16 protein-coding genes and 1 riboswitch are annotated in these 16,314 nt (G+C 67.5%); of the genes, 8 read left to right on the forward strand and 8 right to left on the reverse strand.

Annotated features, from left to right (window positions below):
• Position 1: 1 nt before the first annotated feature.
• From CKW34_RS11155 to CKW34_RS11185, 7 genes are all read right to left on the reverse strand, one after another.
• Positions 2-1,018, reverse strand: coding sequence for an MlaD family protein (locus CKW34_RS11155; protein WP_059381423.1), 1,017 nt, complete (start codon positions 1,016-1,018; stop codon positions 2-4).
• Complete coding sequence (locus tag CKW34_RS11160; RefSeq protein WP_059381424.1) at positions 1,018-2,055, reverse strand: MlaD family protein; 1,038 nt, start codon at positions 2,053-2,055, stop codon at positions 1,018-1,020. The genes CKW34_RS11155 and CKW34_RS11160 overlap by 1 nt, the downstream gene beginning before the upstream one ends.
• Complete coding sequence (locus tag CKW34_RS11165) at positions 2,052-3,068, reverse strand: MlaD family protein (RefSeq protein ID WP_059381425.1); 1,017 nt, start codon at positions 3,066-3,068, stop codon at positions 2,052-2,054. Before CKW34_RS11165 ends, CKW34_RS11160 begins: the two co-directional genes overlap by 4 nt.
• Before the next feature lie 7 nt (positions 3,069-3,075).
• A complete protein-coding gene (locus tag CKW34_RS11170; RefSeq protein WP_059381426.1) occupies positions 3,076-3,960 on the reverse strand; it encodes an ABC transporter permease in 885 nt (294 codons plus the stop codon).
• Positions 3,960-4,805, reverse strand: a complete 846-nt coding sequence (locus tag CKW34_RS11175) for an MlaE family ABC transporter permease (protein ID WP_226949813.1) — start codon at positions 4,803-4,805, stop codon at positions 3,960-3,962. The genes CKW34_RS11170 and CKW34_RS11175 overlap by 1 nt, the downstream gene beginning before the upstream one ends.
• Positions 4,806-4,966: 161 nt before the next feature.
• Positions 4,967-5,830: an oxygenase MpaB family protein gene (locus CKW34_RS11180; RefSeq protein ID WP_059381427.1), complete on the reverse strand. Its 864-nt coding sequence runs from the start codon at positions 5,828-5,830 to the stop codon at positions 4,967-4,969.
• 43 nt (positions 5,831-5,873) lie between these two features.
• Positions 5,874-6,509: a TetR/AcrR family transcriptional regulator gene (locus CKW34_RS11185; RefSeq protein ID WP_059381428.1), complete on the reverse strand. Its 636-nt coding sequence runs from the start codon at positions 6,507-6,509 to the stop codon at positions 5,874-5,876.
• A gap of 214 nt (positions 6,510-6,723) precedes the next feature.
• On the opposite strand from CKW34_RS11185, the gene CKW34_RS11190 reads away from it, so the two are divergent.
• Both CKW34_RS11190 and CKW34_RS11195 read left to right on the forward strand, forming a co-directional pair.
• Positions 6,724-7,164, forward strand: coding sequence for an NfeD family protein (locus tag CKW34_RS11190; protein ID WP_059381429.1), 441 nt, complete (start codon positions 6,724-6,726; stop codon positions 7,162-7,164).
• Positions 7,165-7,166: 2 nt separating this feature from the next.
• Positions 7,167-8,408: an SPFH domain-containing protein gene (locus CKW34_RS11195; RefSeq protein WP_059381430.1), complete on the forward strand. Its 1,242-nt coding sequence runs from the start codon at positions 7,167-7,169 to the stop codon at positions 8,406-8,408.
• A 76-nt stretch (positions 8,409-8,484) separates the two neighbouring features.
• Here the strand turns inward: CKW34_RS11195 and CKW34_RS11200 are convergent, their stop codons facing one another.
• Positions 8,485-9,525, reverse strand: a complete 1,041-nt coding sequence (locus tag CKW34_RS11200; protein ID WP_059381431.1) for a DMT family transporter — start codon at positions 9,523-9,525, stop codon at positions 8,485-8,487.
• Positions 9,526-9,667: 142 nt separating this feature from the next.
• A riboswitch (glycine riboswitch) is annotated at positions 9,668-9,757 on the reverse strand.
• A gap of 262 nt (positions 9,758-10,019) precedes the next feature.
• On the opposite strand from CKW34_RS11200, the gene CKW34_RS11205 reads away from it, so the two are divergent.
• The 6 genes from CKW34_RS11205 (at position 10,020) to CKW34_RS11230 (ending at position 16,272) form a co-directional block, all read left to right on the forward strand.
• On the forward strand, positions 10,020-11,513 hold the full coding sequence (locus CKW34_RS11205; RefSeq protein WP_059381432.1) for a class I adenylate-forming enzyme family protein: 1,494 nt from the start codon (positions 10,020-10,022) through the stop codon (positions 11,511-11,513).
• Between the two features lie 40 nt (positions 11,514-11,553).
• Positions 11,554-12,597, forward strand: coding sequence for an NADP-dependent oxidoreductase (locus CKW34_RS11210; protein WP_229580037.1), 1,044 nt, complete (start codon positions 11,554-11,556; stop codon positions 12,595-12,597).
• A gap of 104 nt (positions 12,598-12,701) precedes the next feature.
• Entirely contained in the window at positions 12,702-13,466 is a 765-nt protein-coding gene (locus tag CKW34_RS11215; protein ID WP_059381433.1) for an SDR family NAD(P)-dependent oxidoreductase, read from the forward strand.
• 40 nt (positions 13,467-13,506) lie between these two features.
• A complete protein-coding gene (locus CKW34_RS11220; protein ID WP_059381434.1) occupies positions 13,507-14,601 on the forward strand; it encodes an ABC transporter substrate-binding protein in 1,095 nt (364 codons plus the stop codon).
• A gap of 31 nt (positions 14,602-14,632) precedes the next feature.
• On the forward strand, positions 14,633-15,460 hold the full coding sequence (locus CKW34_RS11225; protein ID WP_059381435.1) for a mycofactocin-coupled SDR family oxidoreductase: 828 nt from the start codon (positions 14,633-14,635) through the stop codon (positions 15,458-15,460).
• Positions 15,457-16,272, forward strand: coding sequence for an SDR family NAD(P)-dependent oxidoreductase (locus CKW34_RS11230; protein WP_229580036.1), 816 nt, complete (start codon positions 15,457-15,459; stop codon positions 16,270-16,272). Before CKW34_RS11225 ends, CKW34_RS11230 begins: the two co-directional genes overlap by 4 nt.
• Positions 16,273-16,314: the final 42 nt, after the last annotated feature.

A 16,314-nucleotide genomic window follows, 5' to 3' on the forward strand; every position in this document is an offset into this window, starting at 1 on the left:
GTCAGCACCGTGTTCCCGGCATCGGGAGACAGACGTCGGGTCGCTGGACCGTCAGTCCGCTCTGGTCGACAAGGGCCTGGCCTTCGGGACCGGCGACGGCCGCCAGTCCTGTGAGGGTGGAACGGAGGGATTCCGTCATCGACTCGACGGAGGCCGACAGTTCCGCGCTGCTGTCGGCGGCTTCGACGAGGTGCGGGATGATCGGTTCGACCTTCTCCTGGTACGGGCCGCTGAGGAAGTCGAACAGCAGCCCGGCGAGCCCGGAGAGTCCGTCGGCGAAGATCTTCACGTCCTGATGTGCCTCGACGATCTTCGGGCCGAGGATCGCGTAGCCCCGGATGATCTCGAGCGCGAGCTCCTTGTTGTCGTTGGCGGTGCGGAGATACTCGTTGGACAGCTCGAGCAGGCTCTCGATCTGGTCCTTCTGATTCGCGATGACGTCCATGACCGCTTCGAGATCGGTGACCGTGATCCGCACCGAATCCGGGGATTCGCCGAGCAGCGCCGCGGTCTTGTCCAGGGCGGTGCGCAGCGCCTCGGTGTCGAGTTCCTCCACCACCTCCGTGGCCTCCTCGAACATGTCGTTCACCAGGAACGGTAGTGCTGCGCGGTTCTCGGGGATCGGCTCTGTGAGCGGCTGCCGGCCGGCCGGGTGCACCGCGAGATACAGGCCCCCGATGGGGGTGAGCATCCGCACCGACACGGAGGACTGATCACCGACGAAATGCTCGGAGTCCACGGTGAACTCGACGTCGACGTGGTCGTCTGCCAGCTGCAGGCCGGTGACCGACCCGACCGGCACACCCGCGATGCGCACGTCGTCGCCCGCAGCGAGCCCCGCCGATTCCGGCAGTTCGAGTCGGTAGGTCGTCGAACCGACCGGTCGCAGATAGAGCACGAGGACGATGCCTGCGACGAGGGCGAGAACGATCAGACCCGACAGTGCCCACCACATCTGGGTGCGGGGATCGGCGTCCTCGGCGCCGAAGTCGAGTCGTCCGAACAGGCGGGTGCGCATCAGGCACCTCCGTTGCAGATGGTCAGGGGACGGCCCCGGAGCAGCACGTCGGCCTCGATCGGCAACTGCACCGCGCCGTTGCTGCACTGGCGGGACTCGTCCACCTGCGGCACCAGTGAGTTGATGCCCTCGAAGATCCCCGGCAGCACCGACAGGGTGTCGATGGCCGTCTGCGGGTCCGGGATCACCTGGTCCACCCGGACGATGAAATCGTCGTTGCGTTCGAGGAATCCGTCGTGCTCGGCGGGCGCACCGAGGCCGAGCCGGGAGAGCAGGTTCACCGTGCGGTCGACCTCCGCCATCTCGAGAGCACCGAGCTTGGTCAGGGACAGGAACTCGGTCATGCGCGTCACCAGCGGTGTGAAGATCGAATGGAAGACTTCGAGGATGTTCTCGAGGTTCTCGGACCGGCCTTCGAGTTGCTCGTTGAGGGCCGTGAAGTTGTCGAGCAGGGTGCTCATCAGGGCGCTGCGGTCCTCGGCGTAACTCGCGAGCTCGGCGATGTCACGCATCACCGGCGTCGGACTGGACTCGCTGCCTTCGATCAACGCGGCCACATTGGTCGCAAGCCGGTTGTAGACGGCCGGATCGGCTTCGCGCAGAAGTGGTTTGAGGCCGTTGAAGACCGTGGTGATGTCGAACGAGTCGACGGTGTTCACGACCAGCTCCGACGGGTCCACCTCCTGACCGCCCTCCTCACTGCGATCGAGTTCGAGATAGCGCTGACCCGTGAGGTTCTGGAACTTGACGAGCAGCCGGTCCGACTCGCGCAGGCGGTACTCCTCGAGCACCGTGAAGTCGACGAGCGCACGGTTGCCGTCGGACACCGAGATGTCGGTGACCTTGCCGATCTGTACGCCCCGCAGGCGCACGTCGGCGTTCTCCTTGAGGCCGAAGACATCACCGAACTGGGCCTTGTAGGCGACGGTCGATCCTCCGACGGGGCGTTCGATCGCCTGCACGATCAACACGACGATCAGGACGACGACGCCGGCGAGCAGGGCGAGCCGGACGGCTGCCTGGCGTGGAGTTCTCATCGGGTACCCCCGGTGGTCTCGAGCGGGACCCGGAAGGCCGGGAAGGTGTCGACGAGCACGTCCACCCCCAGGACCACCCGGTCGCCCTGGTGCTGCAGTGCGCCGTCGGCGCCGTCGACGAGCCGGTCGACCTGGTCGGGGGTGACCCCGCCCAGACTCTGGTTCAGCGGGATCAGGATGTCGAGGAGCATGTCGACGGCAGACGAAGTGGGGCCGAGCGCGCCGACGATCTCACCCGAGAGTGCGAGCACCAGATGCGAGACCTCGGTGATCGTCTCGCTCGCCTGCTGCGTGCGGAAGTCGTCCTCGAGTTCCTCGACGGACGCGATGGCCGACAGAGTGTTCAGTGCCGACGGAGTGAACGCCGCGACACCTTCGGAGACATCCGCGAATTTCGGCAGCAACTCACTGAGCGGCTCGTTCTGGGTGCGGGCGATGTTGCGCATGACGAGCAGCGACGAGGCGAGCAGCGGCGCCATCTGCTGGGTCAGTTCGGCGGCGCTGTCGATCGAGTCCGACAGCTGTGGCGTCACCACGTCGAGCAGGAGACGACCGGAATCGCGCAGCACCGTGGTGACGGTGTAGTCCCCGACATCGCCGAGGGCGAGGGTGCTGCCGGCTCGGATCGGCTCGCCGCCCGGCATCGGGATGAGCTCGAGTGCGGTGGAACCGAAGATGTTCGACGAGACGAAACGGGTGTGCATGGCCGTCGACAACTCGTCGACGCGGTTCTCGTCGACACTGAGCGTGACGATCTGTTGCTGCGGGCCCTGCGGTTCTACCTCGATCACCGATCCGATCGAGATGCCCCGCAGACGCACGGCGGTGTCGGTGGAGACCCCGTCGCCGAGATTCGATGCGGTGACGGCGAACTGCACCTCTCCGGAACGGTCGGGCTGCGAGGCCCACCAGGCCGCGGTGACGACGAGTGCGGCGGCGACCACGACGGCGAGCCCGCGGATCCGGAGTCCGCGGCGGCTGGGGCCGAAGCCCGAATACTGTGCTGCGCTCACTGGTTCCTCACCCCGAGAAGCTGATCGTCGCGTCGAGGCCCCACATGATGAGCGTGAGCACCATGTCGGTGGTCACGATCAGCACGAGGCTCGCCCGGATGGCGCGGCCCGAGGCGATCCCGACCCCCTCGGGACCACCGCTCGCGTGGTAGCCCTGATAGGCGTGCACGAGCGTCACGACCAGGACGAATACGACCACCTTGATCAGCGAGTAGAGCAGATCGATCGGCTCGGTGAACATATGGAAGTAGTGGTCGTAGGCACCCGCTCCCTGGCCCTGCACCACGGTGACGGTCGCGCCGGTGGCGGCGAATCCGAGGGCGAGCGCGATCAGGTAGGACGGGACGACGGCGCCGACGGCGGCGATGAGGCGGGTGGAGACGACGTACGGGATCGAGTCGATGGCCTGCGCTTCGAGCGCGTCGATCTCCTCCGAGATCCGCATGGCGCCGACCTCGGCTGTGATGCGGCAACCGGCCTGGGCTGCGAACCCGATCGCCGCGATGAGGGGAGCGAGTTCGCGGGGATTCGCCAGGGCCGACATGGCTCCGGTCAGCGGTCCCATGCCGAGCATGTCGAGTGCGGAGAAGCCGACGAGGCCGACCATCGCCCCGGCGACGATGCCGAGGATGGCCAGCACCGGTGCGACGCCTCCGCCGACGATGACTGCGCGGCCGTTGCCCCATGTCAGGTCGGTGAAGATGGCGACGGTCTGGCGGCGGTTGCGGCGCAGGGCGTGGCCGATGCCTCGGAACGAGACGACGACGAAGTGCAGGTGGAGCCCGAGGGCTTCGATCGGGTTCCACGCCCGGCCGGCGTGGCGGGTCCACCGCAGACCGCGGGGGCGATAGGGCGACGGCGTCGCAACGGGTCCGCTGCGCGTGGTGCTCATCAGAGGAACCTCATGGGGACGAACATCAGGACCACCTGGGTGATGAAGAGGTTGACGACCATGCAGGCGATGATGCTGAGCACCACGGCCGCATTGACGCTGTCCGCCACGCCCTTCGGGCCGCCTTTGGCCTCGAGACCGCGCTGGCTGGAGATGACCGCCACCACGTACCCGAAGACAGCGGCCTTGAACAGGCAGACGATCAGGTCGGTGGTCGAGGCGAAGCTGCCGAACGACAACCAGTACGAGCCGGGGGCGACCCCCTGACCGAGCGAGGCCACCGCGAAGCTCGCCAGAATGCTCATGAGGATGATCAGCACCGACAACATCGGGGCGACGACGACCATCGCCAGGATGCGGGGCGAGACCAGCCTGCGCTGGGGGTCGATGCCCAGGGTGCGCAACGCGTCGATCTCCTCCCGGATGGTTCGCGAGGCGAGGTCGGCGGAGATGGCCGAACCACCGGCACCACCGATGAGCAGTGCCGCGGCCAGGGGCGCGATCTGCTGCATCACTCCCATTCCGCCCACCGCGCCGGCCATCGAGTTGGCGCCGACGTTGTCGGTCATGCTGCCGACCTGCACGGCGATGACCACGCCGAGCGGTAGCGCCACCAGAACGGCGGGCACGGCCGAGACGGAGACGAAGAACCATCCCTGGACGATCGCCTCCCGCATCGGGAAACGACCGCGTGCGATGTCGACGATCAGGTATGCGGTGGCGCGGAACGCCAGACGGAGCGTGCGTCCGAATGTGCGTGTGGAGTCGGCGGTGCGTGTGACCACGGCACCCCCGAACGTCCGCTCGCCCCGGACGTCTGCGTCCGTGGGTTGCGAGGTCTTCATCGGGCCCCCTGATGAACTGCACCGAATCGATCGGTACTGGTCGGAACCGGCGCCGAAGCAACCGGATCTCCGGGTCGGGTATGTGCAGAACGGCCGACGACTGCACCATCGGCTCGCGTCCGCAGCGAGCGGACGCGTGTACGGGGATGACGACCGGTGGGTCAGACCCCCAGTGCGGCGCGGGCTTCCGGGATCGAGCGGAGGCGCTCGGGAACCAACCGGGAACCGACGTGCGCGAGTGCGAGGATTGCGCGGAACTCACGTTCGCGGGCCGCGCTCCACGGCACTCCCCAGATCCGGCGGACGGACTCGGGGAATGCGCCGAACATCAGCGTCTCCACCGGCCGCCCCGTCATCTTCCTCAGGATGGCGGGAAGGGGCCGGGGGAGTGCGGCGAGTTTCGGCTCGAGGGTTGCGATCACGTCCTGTTCGTCGACGAGTTGCTGCATCCGCCGGGTGCCGGGCGACATCGCGAGCTTGTCGGCGACCCCTCGGTCGACGTAGGCGCGAAGACCTGCCACATCGTCCGGCATGTCCTGCTCACGGACGCCGAACAGCATGCCGAGCCGGCAGCTCTCCCGGTGGAAGGCCTCCACCTCCGGTGCGGGTTGCGCACCGAAGCAGACCTCGATCGCGTAGATGAGCGATTCGATGGTGGTGAGGTGGACCCAGGTCCACACGTCGCGGTTCCAGGCGTGGTATCTCCGGCCGTCGTAGTCGAGTCCGGTGACAGGTCGGTGCATCTCCCGCAGTTCCCGTGCCGAATCGGCGACGTTCTCGCCGAAGTAGATGCGGTAGGTGTACGCGAGCGTGTTCTCTGCGCGTACCGACGGTTCGGTGAACGATTTCGAATGCTGTTCGAGCGCAACCATGACGGTGGGGTGGGTGCCCTGGAGCGACAGTGCCCGGAACAGGAACATGGGCCAGATGCGGCGGTCTGCCAGCAACCGGACGAAGGTGCGGTCGGCGACGGGTGCATCGCTTTCGATGTCGGTGCGAACACGTTGTGCGGGAGTGACTTCCATTGCCGGACTCCTCGGGTTCGATGGCGGGGAACGGATGCGGAGATCAGCTGTCGGTGGAGGGGTTCGAGGGCACGATCAGGAAGGACAGCATGGTCCGGGCCACCCGTCGTACCCCGTCGTCGGTCGCGGTGGCGTCACCCAGATCGGGTGCGAGCCACACACTTGCGAAGAACCGCGCGACGATCTCTGCGGCGGTGGCCGTGTCGAACGTGATCCCCGCCCGTTGTGCGGTGAGGTCGAGTTCGTGGCGGACCGAGGTGAGCAGTGCGGCGGTGATCTGGGGGTCGTGCAGAAGCGGGAGAGCGGCTCCGTCGACGACGAATCGTCGTGCGACCGGGTGGTTGCGAACGGTACGGACCGCTTCGACGATCCATTCGACTGCGCGCTCGTACGGGTCCTCGATGTCGTCGATGGCCGCGTGGAACCGCGTGACGAGCTGATCGAGCTCCCACGCGAATGCGCGACCCAGCAGTTCTTCCTTGGTGTCGAACCGCCGGAAGACCGTGGCGCGACCGACTCCGGCCTCCGCCGCGACGTCGGCCACCGTCGTCCGTTCGAGTCCGTGGTGGCTCAGGCAGCGGATGGTGGCCGCAAGGATTGCGGTGTCGGTCGGATCGGCGTCGGCGCTCTGGCCGATCAACGCGCCCACGAGGAGCGAACGCACGGGGGTGATACCCATAGTTCGGGGACGGTATCACCGATCTCACATCGGCAAAAGGATGTGTTTCGGCCAACTTCACTTATGAGCCCGTGGGAGTCCGAGCGGGACGGAAAACGGAAAAATATAGAACTTTCGGCCCGTGAATCTCCCCTCCGGAACCAGCATCGAGGTCGAGGAGTCCACAGGGCTTCCTCGACCAGGGCATCTGCCAGGATGTCCGATTTGTGGTTCGATGGTGACCGTGGCCGCATTGATTTGGTTGATCGCCGGAGTGGCGTTGGCGGCCGGCGAAGCGCTCACGGGCGATTTCGCGCTGCTGATGCTCGGCGGTGCAGCGCTCGTCACCGGGGGTGTCTCCGCGGTGACCGATCTGCCCGTCTGGATCGACGCGGTGATCTTCGCCGTGACCTCGCTGGTTCTGCTGGCCGGTGTCCGGCCGATCCTGAGGCGGCGGTACTCCCAGCCGCCCGCTCTGCCCACCGGGATCGACGCTCTTCCGGGAAAGCATGCGCTGGTCCTCGAGCAGGTGGGGGAGCATTCCGGGCGTGTGAAGATCGACGGTGAGGTGTGGACCGCCAGGCCGCTGGACGCCACCGAGGTGTACGAGCCGGGAACGACAGTGACAGTGATGCAGATAGACGGCGCGACAGCCGTCGTATGGAGGGGTGTCTGAGGATGGAAGCTCTGATCGTGCTCGCCGTGGTGGTGGCACTGGTCGTGGTGGTCGTGGCCAAATCGGTATCGCTGGTACCGCAAGCGGAGGCCGCGGTCATCGAACGTCTCGGCCGGTACTACCGGACGGCGTCGGGTCAGCTCACCTTCCTGGTGCCCTTCGTCGACCGCATCCGGGCGAAGGTCGATCTGCGCGAACGCGTCGTCTCGTTCCCGCCGCAGCCGGTCATCACCCAGGACAACCTGACGCTGAGCATCGATACGGTCGTGTACTTCCAGGTCACGAACCCGCAGGCGGCCGTCTACGAGATCAGCAACTACATCGCCGCGGTCGAGCAACTCACCGTCACCACGCTCCGCAACGTCGTCGGCGGAATGACCCTCGAGGAGACGCTCACCTCGCGCGACTCCATCAACGGTCAGCTCCGCGGTGTGCTCGACGAAGCCACCGGCCGATGGGGACTGCGTGTCGCGCGAGTCGAACTCAAGAGCATCGATCCGCCGCCGTCGATCCAGGAATCGATGGAGAAGCAGATGAAGGCCGACCGCGAGAAGCGCGCGATGATCCTCACGGCCGAGGGTCACCGCGAATCCGCGATCAAGACCGCCGAGGGCGACAAGCAGTCGCGCATCCTCTCCGCCGAAGGCGCGAAGCAGGCCGCGATCCTCGAGGCCGAGGCCGACCGGCAGTCGCGGATCCTGCGTGCGCAGGGTGATCGCGCGGCGCGGTACCTCGAGGCCCAGGGTGAAGCCAAGTCCATCGAGAAGGTCTTCGCCGCGATCAAGGCCGGCAAGCCCACTCCGGAGCTGCTCGCCTACCAGTACCTGCAGACCCTGCCGCAGATGGCCCAGGGTGACGCGAACAAGATGTGGGTGGTGCCGAGCGACTTCGGCAAGGCGCTCGAAGGCTTCGCGCGGACGCTCGGCGCACCCGGCGATGACGGCGTCTTCCGGTTCGAGCCGAGTCCTGTCGACGAAGAGCTGCAACGCCCCGAGGACGACAGCGCCGAGGTCGAGGACTGGTTCGCGACCAAGCGCGACCCCGAGGTGGCCCAGGCAGTCGCCGAAGCCGAGGCGGTCGCGCGCAAGCCGGTCGATCCCGCGGTCCGGACGGGTCTCGCCACGGAGGGTGCGCAGGGTGGTGCCGGTGAAGGACAGTCGGCGCTGCCCACCCCGCCGCCGGCCCAGCGCTGGATGGCAAACGACGCATCCGAGCAGCCGGCCGAGCCGCCGCAGCAGCAGTAACAGAACGGATTCGAGAGGGAGGGCGCGCCGGTCGGCCGCCCTCCCTCTCGTCATCTGCGGCCGGATGTCGGCCGTGTCATCGACGACCGAGCATCGGCAGGGCCATCGCTACCACGATGAGACCGGCGCCCGCGGCGGCGAGCACGGTCACGGACTCTCCGAAGGCGACCACGCCGATCATCAACGCGACCACGACTTCGAGGTAGGACAGGCCGGACAGTTCTGCAGCGCGAAGGTGCTTTCCCGCGACGACGAGCAGCCCCAGTGCGAACAGGCCGCAGACGACGAAGAATCCACCGGCCCACAGCCAGTTCGTCGCAGTCATCCCCGACATGTCGGGTCGGGTCACCGCGACCATCCCACCTGCCGCGACGGCACCGAAGACGAAGTTCCACAAGGACCGGACGTCGGACGGCATGTCGGTGCGATAGCGGTAACACAGCAGGGCCGCGCCGTAGAAGACTCCCGAGGCCGCGCCCAATACGGTGCCCAGCGTTTCGTGCTCACCCCCGGACGACTCACCGCCCACCAGACCGGCGGCGAGCAGCATCCCGGCGAACGCCGTGCCGATCGACAAGGCGTCGAGACGACCGACCCTCTCCTTCAGGAACACCCGGGCGAGAGCCGTCGCGACGACGGGACCGAGGTAGTGGAGAACCACGGCACGGGACAGGTCGGTCAACACCGTGGCGGACAGATAGGTCGCGAGGGACAATCCGAGAAGGACGCCTCCGCCGACAACCGACCAGGACAGGCGGGTCCGGCGCAACTGTCCGAGACGGCGGGACAACGCGATCAGGACGAGCATGCCGATCGCTCCGACTGCCATCCGGCCGAGTGTCAGTGCTTCACCGAGGACCGCGCCTTCAGGAGTGGCCTTGCGGCCGAACAACCCTGCGGCGCCCATCGCGGTCGCGGACAGCACGATCGCGGCGATCCCGAGTCGCCGATTCGTGCGTGGCGGCGACTTCGGAGCGGGGGAGGGAGGGAGAGCGGGGCCCCGCGACTCGGTCGGCGCAATGTCGGTGCGCTTCTGCTCGAGCAGCGCATCATCGGCGCGCAGGGGCACGGACAGCGCATCATCGGCGCGCAGGGGCGCGCCCAGGGAAACGGTCACACGTCTACCTCGGGTCCAGGGTGCACGAAACGAGCACCAGCGGGTGTTGTCGTTCCCCGCTCTGTCATCGGACCTGAGAGCTTTCGCGGACGGAGCCGCTTACACCTTCGGTGAACCCGGAAGAGTTGCTTTCCAGAGGAGCCTCGCCGTGGCGGTCTGGGGGCCTGAGAGATTCCCGGGGAGGTTGCTCCTTCGGCGCCCGCTGTGTGCGGGACTCTCCCGCCGCGGTTCGGTGGCTGTTCAGTTGTGGCGTCAAGTATGCCATGTGGTTCGACGCCGGTTCATCAGGACGCGCACGGGGTGGCGTGTCGCACATTTCGCCTGGTGAGAAGGCTGTCAGAAAATTCCGAGCGATACCTTCACAAATATTGGCATAATTGCTATGGTGTGCATCACACGGTCTCGCGACCGAGGGTTCGGTGCCCGGTGATCGCGAGCGCCGGTCGATTCGTCTCTTCTCTCGTACGGCAAGGCTTCTGAAGACAGGTGGTCATATGGGTATCGGGATGGTCCTCGACATGGCGTCCGCCGCCACCCCCGATCGGATCGCGATGGGTCCTCGCGCGAACGGCGTCACCTACCGCCGGCTCGACGAACTCGCTTCGCGCGGTGCGGGATTGCTCGGTGAGCTCGGAGCCCGACACGTCGTCTTCGTCGGAGTGAACGGTCCAGTCCTTCCCACGCTCATGTTCGCTGCCGGTCGTGCCGGTGTTCCACTGGCGCCCTTGAACTACCGGCTTCCGGCCGCGCAACTGCTCGAACTGATCGACAGGCTGGACGAACCGATCGTCGTTGCGGATGCCGACTTTGTCGGCAAGCTCGACGGGTGCGCGCACCGAATCGTCTCGACCGACGAATTCCTCGGTCTCGCGGAGGGTACGGACCTTCTGGAGGGCGACCGATCGGACGACGAGGGAACCGCGATCGTGCTGTTCACCTCCGGGACCACCTCGGCTCCGAAAGGAGTGCTGCTCCGGCACCGGCACCTGCTGTCCTACCTCATCAACACCGTCGAATTCGGCTCCGCAGCAGAGGAACAGGCCACTCTGGTCAGCACGCCGCCCTATCACATCGCAGGTCTCGGTGCCGTCCTGAGCAACGTCTACTCGGGTCGCCGCATGGTGTACCTGCCCGACTTCACGCCGCAGGGTTGGCTCGATCTCGTCCGCACCGAGGGCGTCACCAGCGCGATGGTGGTGCCCACGATGCTCGCTCGCATCGTCGACCACCTCGACGGTGCGCCGGCCGAGGTTCCGACTCTCGAGTCGCTCGCCTACGGAGGGGCGAGGATGCCCCAGCCGGTCCTCGAACGTGCTCTCGCGGCGTTCGGTGACACCGGATTCGTCAACGCCTACGGCCTGACGGAGACCAGTTCGACGATCGCGGTGCTCGGACCCGAAGAGCATCGGGAGGCCTTCGCGAAACCCGAACTGCGAGGGCGTCTCTCCTCGACCGGGCGGATCGTGCCCGGCATCGAAGCGCAGATCCGATCCGAGGACGGCGAACGCGTGCTGTCCGACGGGCAGACGGGTCTGCTGTGGGTGCGCGGGGCCCAGGTCAGCGGCGAGTACATGGGCAACGGTTCGGTTCTGGACGCGGAGGGTTGGTTCCCGACCAGGGATCGCGCCCGGATCGAGGACGGCTATCTCTACATCGGTGGCCGCGCGGACGACACGATCATCCGAGGTGGGGAGAACATCGCACCGGCCGAGATCGAGGACGTGCTGGCGCACCACCCGCAGGTGCGCGAGGTGGCCGTGATCGGTACTCCCGACGACGAATGGGGCGAACGGATCTGCGCGGTGATCGTGCCGGCCGTCGACAACCACGACGACGCCGATTCGATCCGCACGTGGTGCCGTGAACGTCTGCGCGGTTCGAGGACCCCCGACGACGTCGTGTTCGTCGACGACCTGCCCCGTACCCCCACCGGCAAGCTCGTGCGCCGCGATCTCGTCGAGCAGGTCACGGCCGGACTCGCGGGATGATCGCGCTGCCGTCCGCATCACGAAGAGAACGGGCATCCTTGTGACCGACACCGTGGACACCGAACTCGTCCGACGCGAATGGATCCTCCGGGCGCGCCCGAGCGGCCGTCCCCGTGACACCGACGTCGAGTTGGTCGGAACCGCTCTCGGCGTACCCGCCCCGGGGCAGGTCCGCGTGCGGAACCTCGTCATGTCCGTCGAGCCGTACATGCGGGGCAGGATGGGCGGTGAGGCGACCTACGCGGAGCCCTATGCACTGGGGGAGCCGATGCTGGCTCCGACGGTCGGGGTCGTGTCCTGGTCCGATCGACCCGAGTTGCCGATCGGATCGCTGGTTCTCCACGAGTACGGCTGGCGGACGGAAAGTTTCGTCGACCCGTCCGACTGCCGCAGGCTCCGGCACGACGATCTCCCCGCAGCCCTGCACCTGAGTGTCCTCGGCATCCCGGGTATGACCGCCTGGGTGGGAATCGAGCGGATCGCGCAGGTGCGCAGCGGCGACGTGGTGTTCGTGTCGTCCGCGGCCGGTGCGGTCGGATCCACTGCGGTCCAGCTGGCGAAACAGCGTGGTGCCGTGGTGATCGCGAGCGCCGGATCTCCTGAGAAGGTCTCTCTTGTCAGGGAACTCGGTGCCGACGCGGCGTTCGATCATCACGAGGGGCCGGCGAAGGACCTGCTGCGCAGCGCTATGGCCGAGGTCGGTGCCACCGCGCTCGACGTGTATTTCGACAATGTCGGGGGCGAACAGCTCGAAGCGGCCATCCGCGTGCTCGCCGACCACGCCCGAATCGCTCTGTGCGGGATGATCAGCGTCTACAACTCCGCGACACCCGTGCCCGGACCGAACAACCTGCTCAAACTGATCTGGCGTCGCGCCCGGATGGAAGGCTTCCTGCTGGCCGACCATCTCGATGCGCGCGATGCCTTCGAGGACGAGATGGCCGCGCTCGTCCGGAGCGGCCGGATCCGGCCCGTCCACACCGAGTTCGCCGGTGGTATCGGCGGTGCATGGGATGCCTTCGTCGGGATGCTCGACGGCGCCGCAACCGGTAAGGCCCTCGTCCCTCTCGTTCCCTCGACCTGACTCCGTCGGGACCGTCCCGACGTCGCTGCGGCGGCGCCGGTGTCCCGCCGCACCTTCTCACTCTTTCGGCGCCTTCGACGCCGACCTCATCGACAGGAGCCCGCATGACCACGCATCCCCGTCCGCTCGAAGGAAAGGTAGCGCTCGTCACCGGTGGCAGCCGCGGCCTGGGCCGCGAGATGGTTCTCGCCTTTGCGAACGCCGGTGCCGACGTCGTCATCGTCAGCCGCAAGGTCGACAGCTGCGAGAAACTCGCCGCGGAGGTCGCCGAGACCACCGGGCGCAAGGCCCTGCCTCTCGCACTGCACGTCGGTGACTGGGACGCCCACGAGCCGGTCGTCGACCGGGTCTACGACGAGTTCGGCCACCTGGACGTCCTGGTGAACAACGCCGGCATGGCGCCTCTGTACCCCAGCCTCGACCAGGTGACCGAGGAACTGTTCGACAAGGTGATCGGTGTCAATCTCAAGGGTGCCTTCCGTCTGACCGCCCTCGTCGGTCCCCGGATGGCGGCGGGTTCCGGGGGGTCGATCATCAACATCAGCTCCATCGCCTCCCAGCGGCCGATGACCACCGATCTTCCGTACGCGGCGGCCAAGGCGGGACTGAACACCCTGACCAAGGGCTTCGCGCAGGCATACGGTCCCAGCGTGCGGGTCAACACGATCATGGCCGGTGCCTTCCTCACCGACATCAGCAAGGCCTGGGACATGGACTCGGCCAACGAACTGTTCGGGGCGATGCCGCTCCGGCGTGCCGGAAATCCGGACGAGATCGTCGGCGCCGCACTGTATCTCGCGGGGCCCGGTTCCACCTACACCACCGGTGCTGTGATCCCCGTCGACGGCGGCCGCACCTCCACCCCCTGACCCGATCCGCGGCCCACGGGCCGACGACCAGGAGCCTCTCATGGACTTCATCCGAGCACCGCGCCGTACCCGGCGCACCTTCCTGTCGACCCTGACCGCCGCCGCGCTCGCCGCGACCCTCGCGGCCTGCGGTGGAAACGGTGGGGACGACCGCATCACCTCGGAATCGATCGGATCGACCGGCCCGGCCGGCGACGATGCCTGGCAGCAGGTGGTCGAGGCGGCCAAGGCGGAGGGCGAGGTCACGATCTACTCGTCGAACGCCGCGGACGCTCTCGCCGAACTGGGCCGCCGCTTCGAGGCCGACTACGGCATCCGCCTGAACGTCGTGCGTGACGTCGATGCGAATCTGCACCAGAAGATCGGTGCGGAGGCCGAGACCGGCAACCGGGTCGCCGACGTGGTCACGCAGGCGAGTGTGCCGTGGGCCGTGAGCCTCGGCGCGGAGGGGGAGTTCGCCGAGCCCGTCGGCCCGGCCTTCACCGACTCTGCCAGTGAGTACGACGTCACGACCCTGAAGGACGACACGGGTTACTTCGTCTCCAATGCGTCCGTCCTGACCTTCGGCTGGAACACCCAGCGCTACCCGGACGGCGTCGACAGCTACGGCGATCTCCTGGATCCGGCGCTCGGCGACGGCAGGATCGGCATCGTCCTTCCCACGTCGACCGCGCACGTGGATTTCTACGACAACTATCTCGAGCAGGTCGGAGGGGAGGGCTATCTCGAGAAGCTGGCGCAGCAGCGTCCGCGGATCTACCCCAGCGCGCTGCCGTTGGCGCAGGCCCTCGCCTCCGGTGAGATCGCCGCCGCCGCCTTCGTGCAGGACCAGAAGAGCGAGCAGGAGACCGGCGCCCCCGTCGACTCGGCCTTCGGAGACGTCGTGTGGGGCGCGCCCATGTACACCGCGATCCTCGCCGATGCCGTTCATCCCAATGCAGCCCAGGTCCTGGCCAACTACATGATCACCCCGGCGGGTCAGGAAGCGGTCTCGTTCCGCAATGCCTCCGTTCTGCCCGGCATCGGCTCGGCGGTCACCACCGTCGACAAGGTCGCCCCTCAGAACACGGACGCCATGACGCCGGAAGCACTCGAAGAACTCAAGGCCCGCTTCGGCCGTCTGTTCAACCAGTAGTTCCGGGTTCGCCGGAGAAGGAGTCACCCCCATGGGAAGAGTTGAAGGAAAGGTCGCACTGATCACCGGCGCGGCCCGTGGCCAAGGACGCGCGCACGCCGTGCGTCTCGCCGAGGAAGGGGCGGACGTCGTCCTCCTCGACGTGTGCAGGTCGATCGACTCGGTGCCGTACCCGCTTGCCACCGGGGACGACCTCAAGGAGACCGAGGCGCTCGTCGCCGCGACCGGCCGCCGGGTCCTGTCCCGCATCGCCGACGTCCGGGACCAGGCACAACTCGACGCTGCGGTCGCGGATGCGATCGGAACGTTCGGGCACATCGACATCGTCTGTGCCAACGCGGGCATCGTGGGCTTCCGGCCCACCTGGGAGTTGAGCGACGCAGAGTGGCAGGACATGCTCGACGTCAACCTCACCGGGGTGTTCCACACCGTCCGAGCCGTCGTCCCGGAGATGATCCGCGCCGGCCGCGGTGGATCGATCGTCATGACCAGCTCGATCCAGGCGATGCTCGGCTCGGCCAACATCGGTCACTACAACGCGTCGAAGAGCGGTGTCGTCGGCCTCATGCGGACTCTGGCCACCGAACTCGGCCCCCACGGCATCCGCGTCAACACGGTCAATCCGAGCGCCGTGGAAACCCCGATGCTGCACAACGAGGCGACCTTCCGGATCTTCGGGCCCGATCTCGAGAATCCGGGACCGGACGACCTGTGGGAGCGCTCGAAGGACCGCAATCCGATGGGCATCGGCTGGGTGGCGCCCGAGGACATGAGCAACGCCGTGTTGTTCCTCGCCTCGGACGAAGCACGATTCATCACCGGCGTGGCGCTGCCGGTCGACGCGGGGGTGCGACTGTGACCGCTCTGGACAACGAAACCCGGCCCGAGACCGCCCGGGTGCCGCGCAGACTCGAAGGTCGCCGGATCTTCGTGACCGGCGGTGGAAGCGGCATCGGTGAGGCCGTGGCGAAGCGACTCGCCGCCGAGGGTGCAGCGGTCGCGGTGACCGACGCCCGGGGCGAGGCCGCGGAGACCGTGTCCGCCTCGGTCGCGGAGACCGGCGCACCGACGCTGGGGCTGCGGTGCGACGTCGGCGACGAGACCTCGGTCGCGGACGCCGTGGCTGCCGCGGCCGACGAGTTCGGAGGCCTCGACGGCGTGGTGACCTGTGCGGGCATCAACGGGACGGCGATGCTCCACGAGATGGAACTCGCCCATTGGGAACGCATCCTGCGCGTAAACCTCACCGGCACCTTCCTGCCGTTGCGGGCCACCCTGCCCCACCTTCTCCAGGCCGGCGGGGGCTCGATCGTGACCGTCGGCTCGGTCGCGTCGCTGGTGGCGACCAACCTGAACACCCCCGGTTACGACGCGTCCAAGGGCGGTGTCCTGCAGCTGACCCGGTCGGTTGCCATGGGGTACGCCGACCGGAACATCCGGGCGAACTGCCTGTGCCCCGGCCTGGTGCGAACGGGCCTGCGCGTGAACTCGCAGGCGTTGCAGGGCCCCGAGCCCGAGGCGACCCGCAGCCGCGTGGTGGAGAACACCGCGCTCGGACGCTCGGCGGACCCGGCAGAGATGGCATCGGTGGTGGCCTTCCTGCTGTCCGACGACGCCTCCTTCGTGACCGGCGCGGCGATCGCCGCCGACGGCGGACTGACCGCGAACTGACTCCCCGCCCGCTGCGGCGGGCACGACACAGAGGTGACCCAC

The sequence above is a fragment of the Rhodococcus rhodochrous genome (assembly GCF_900187265.1).
In the GTDB taxonomy this organism is placed as follows: Bacteria; Actinomycetota; Actinomycetes; order Mycobacteriales; family Mycobacteriaceae; genus Rhodococcus; species Rhodococcus rhodochrous.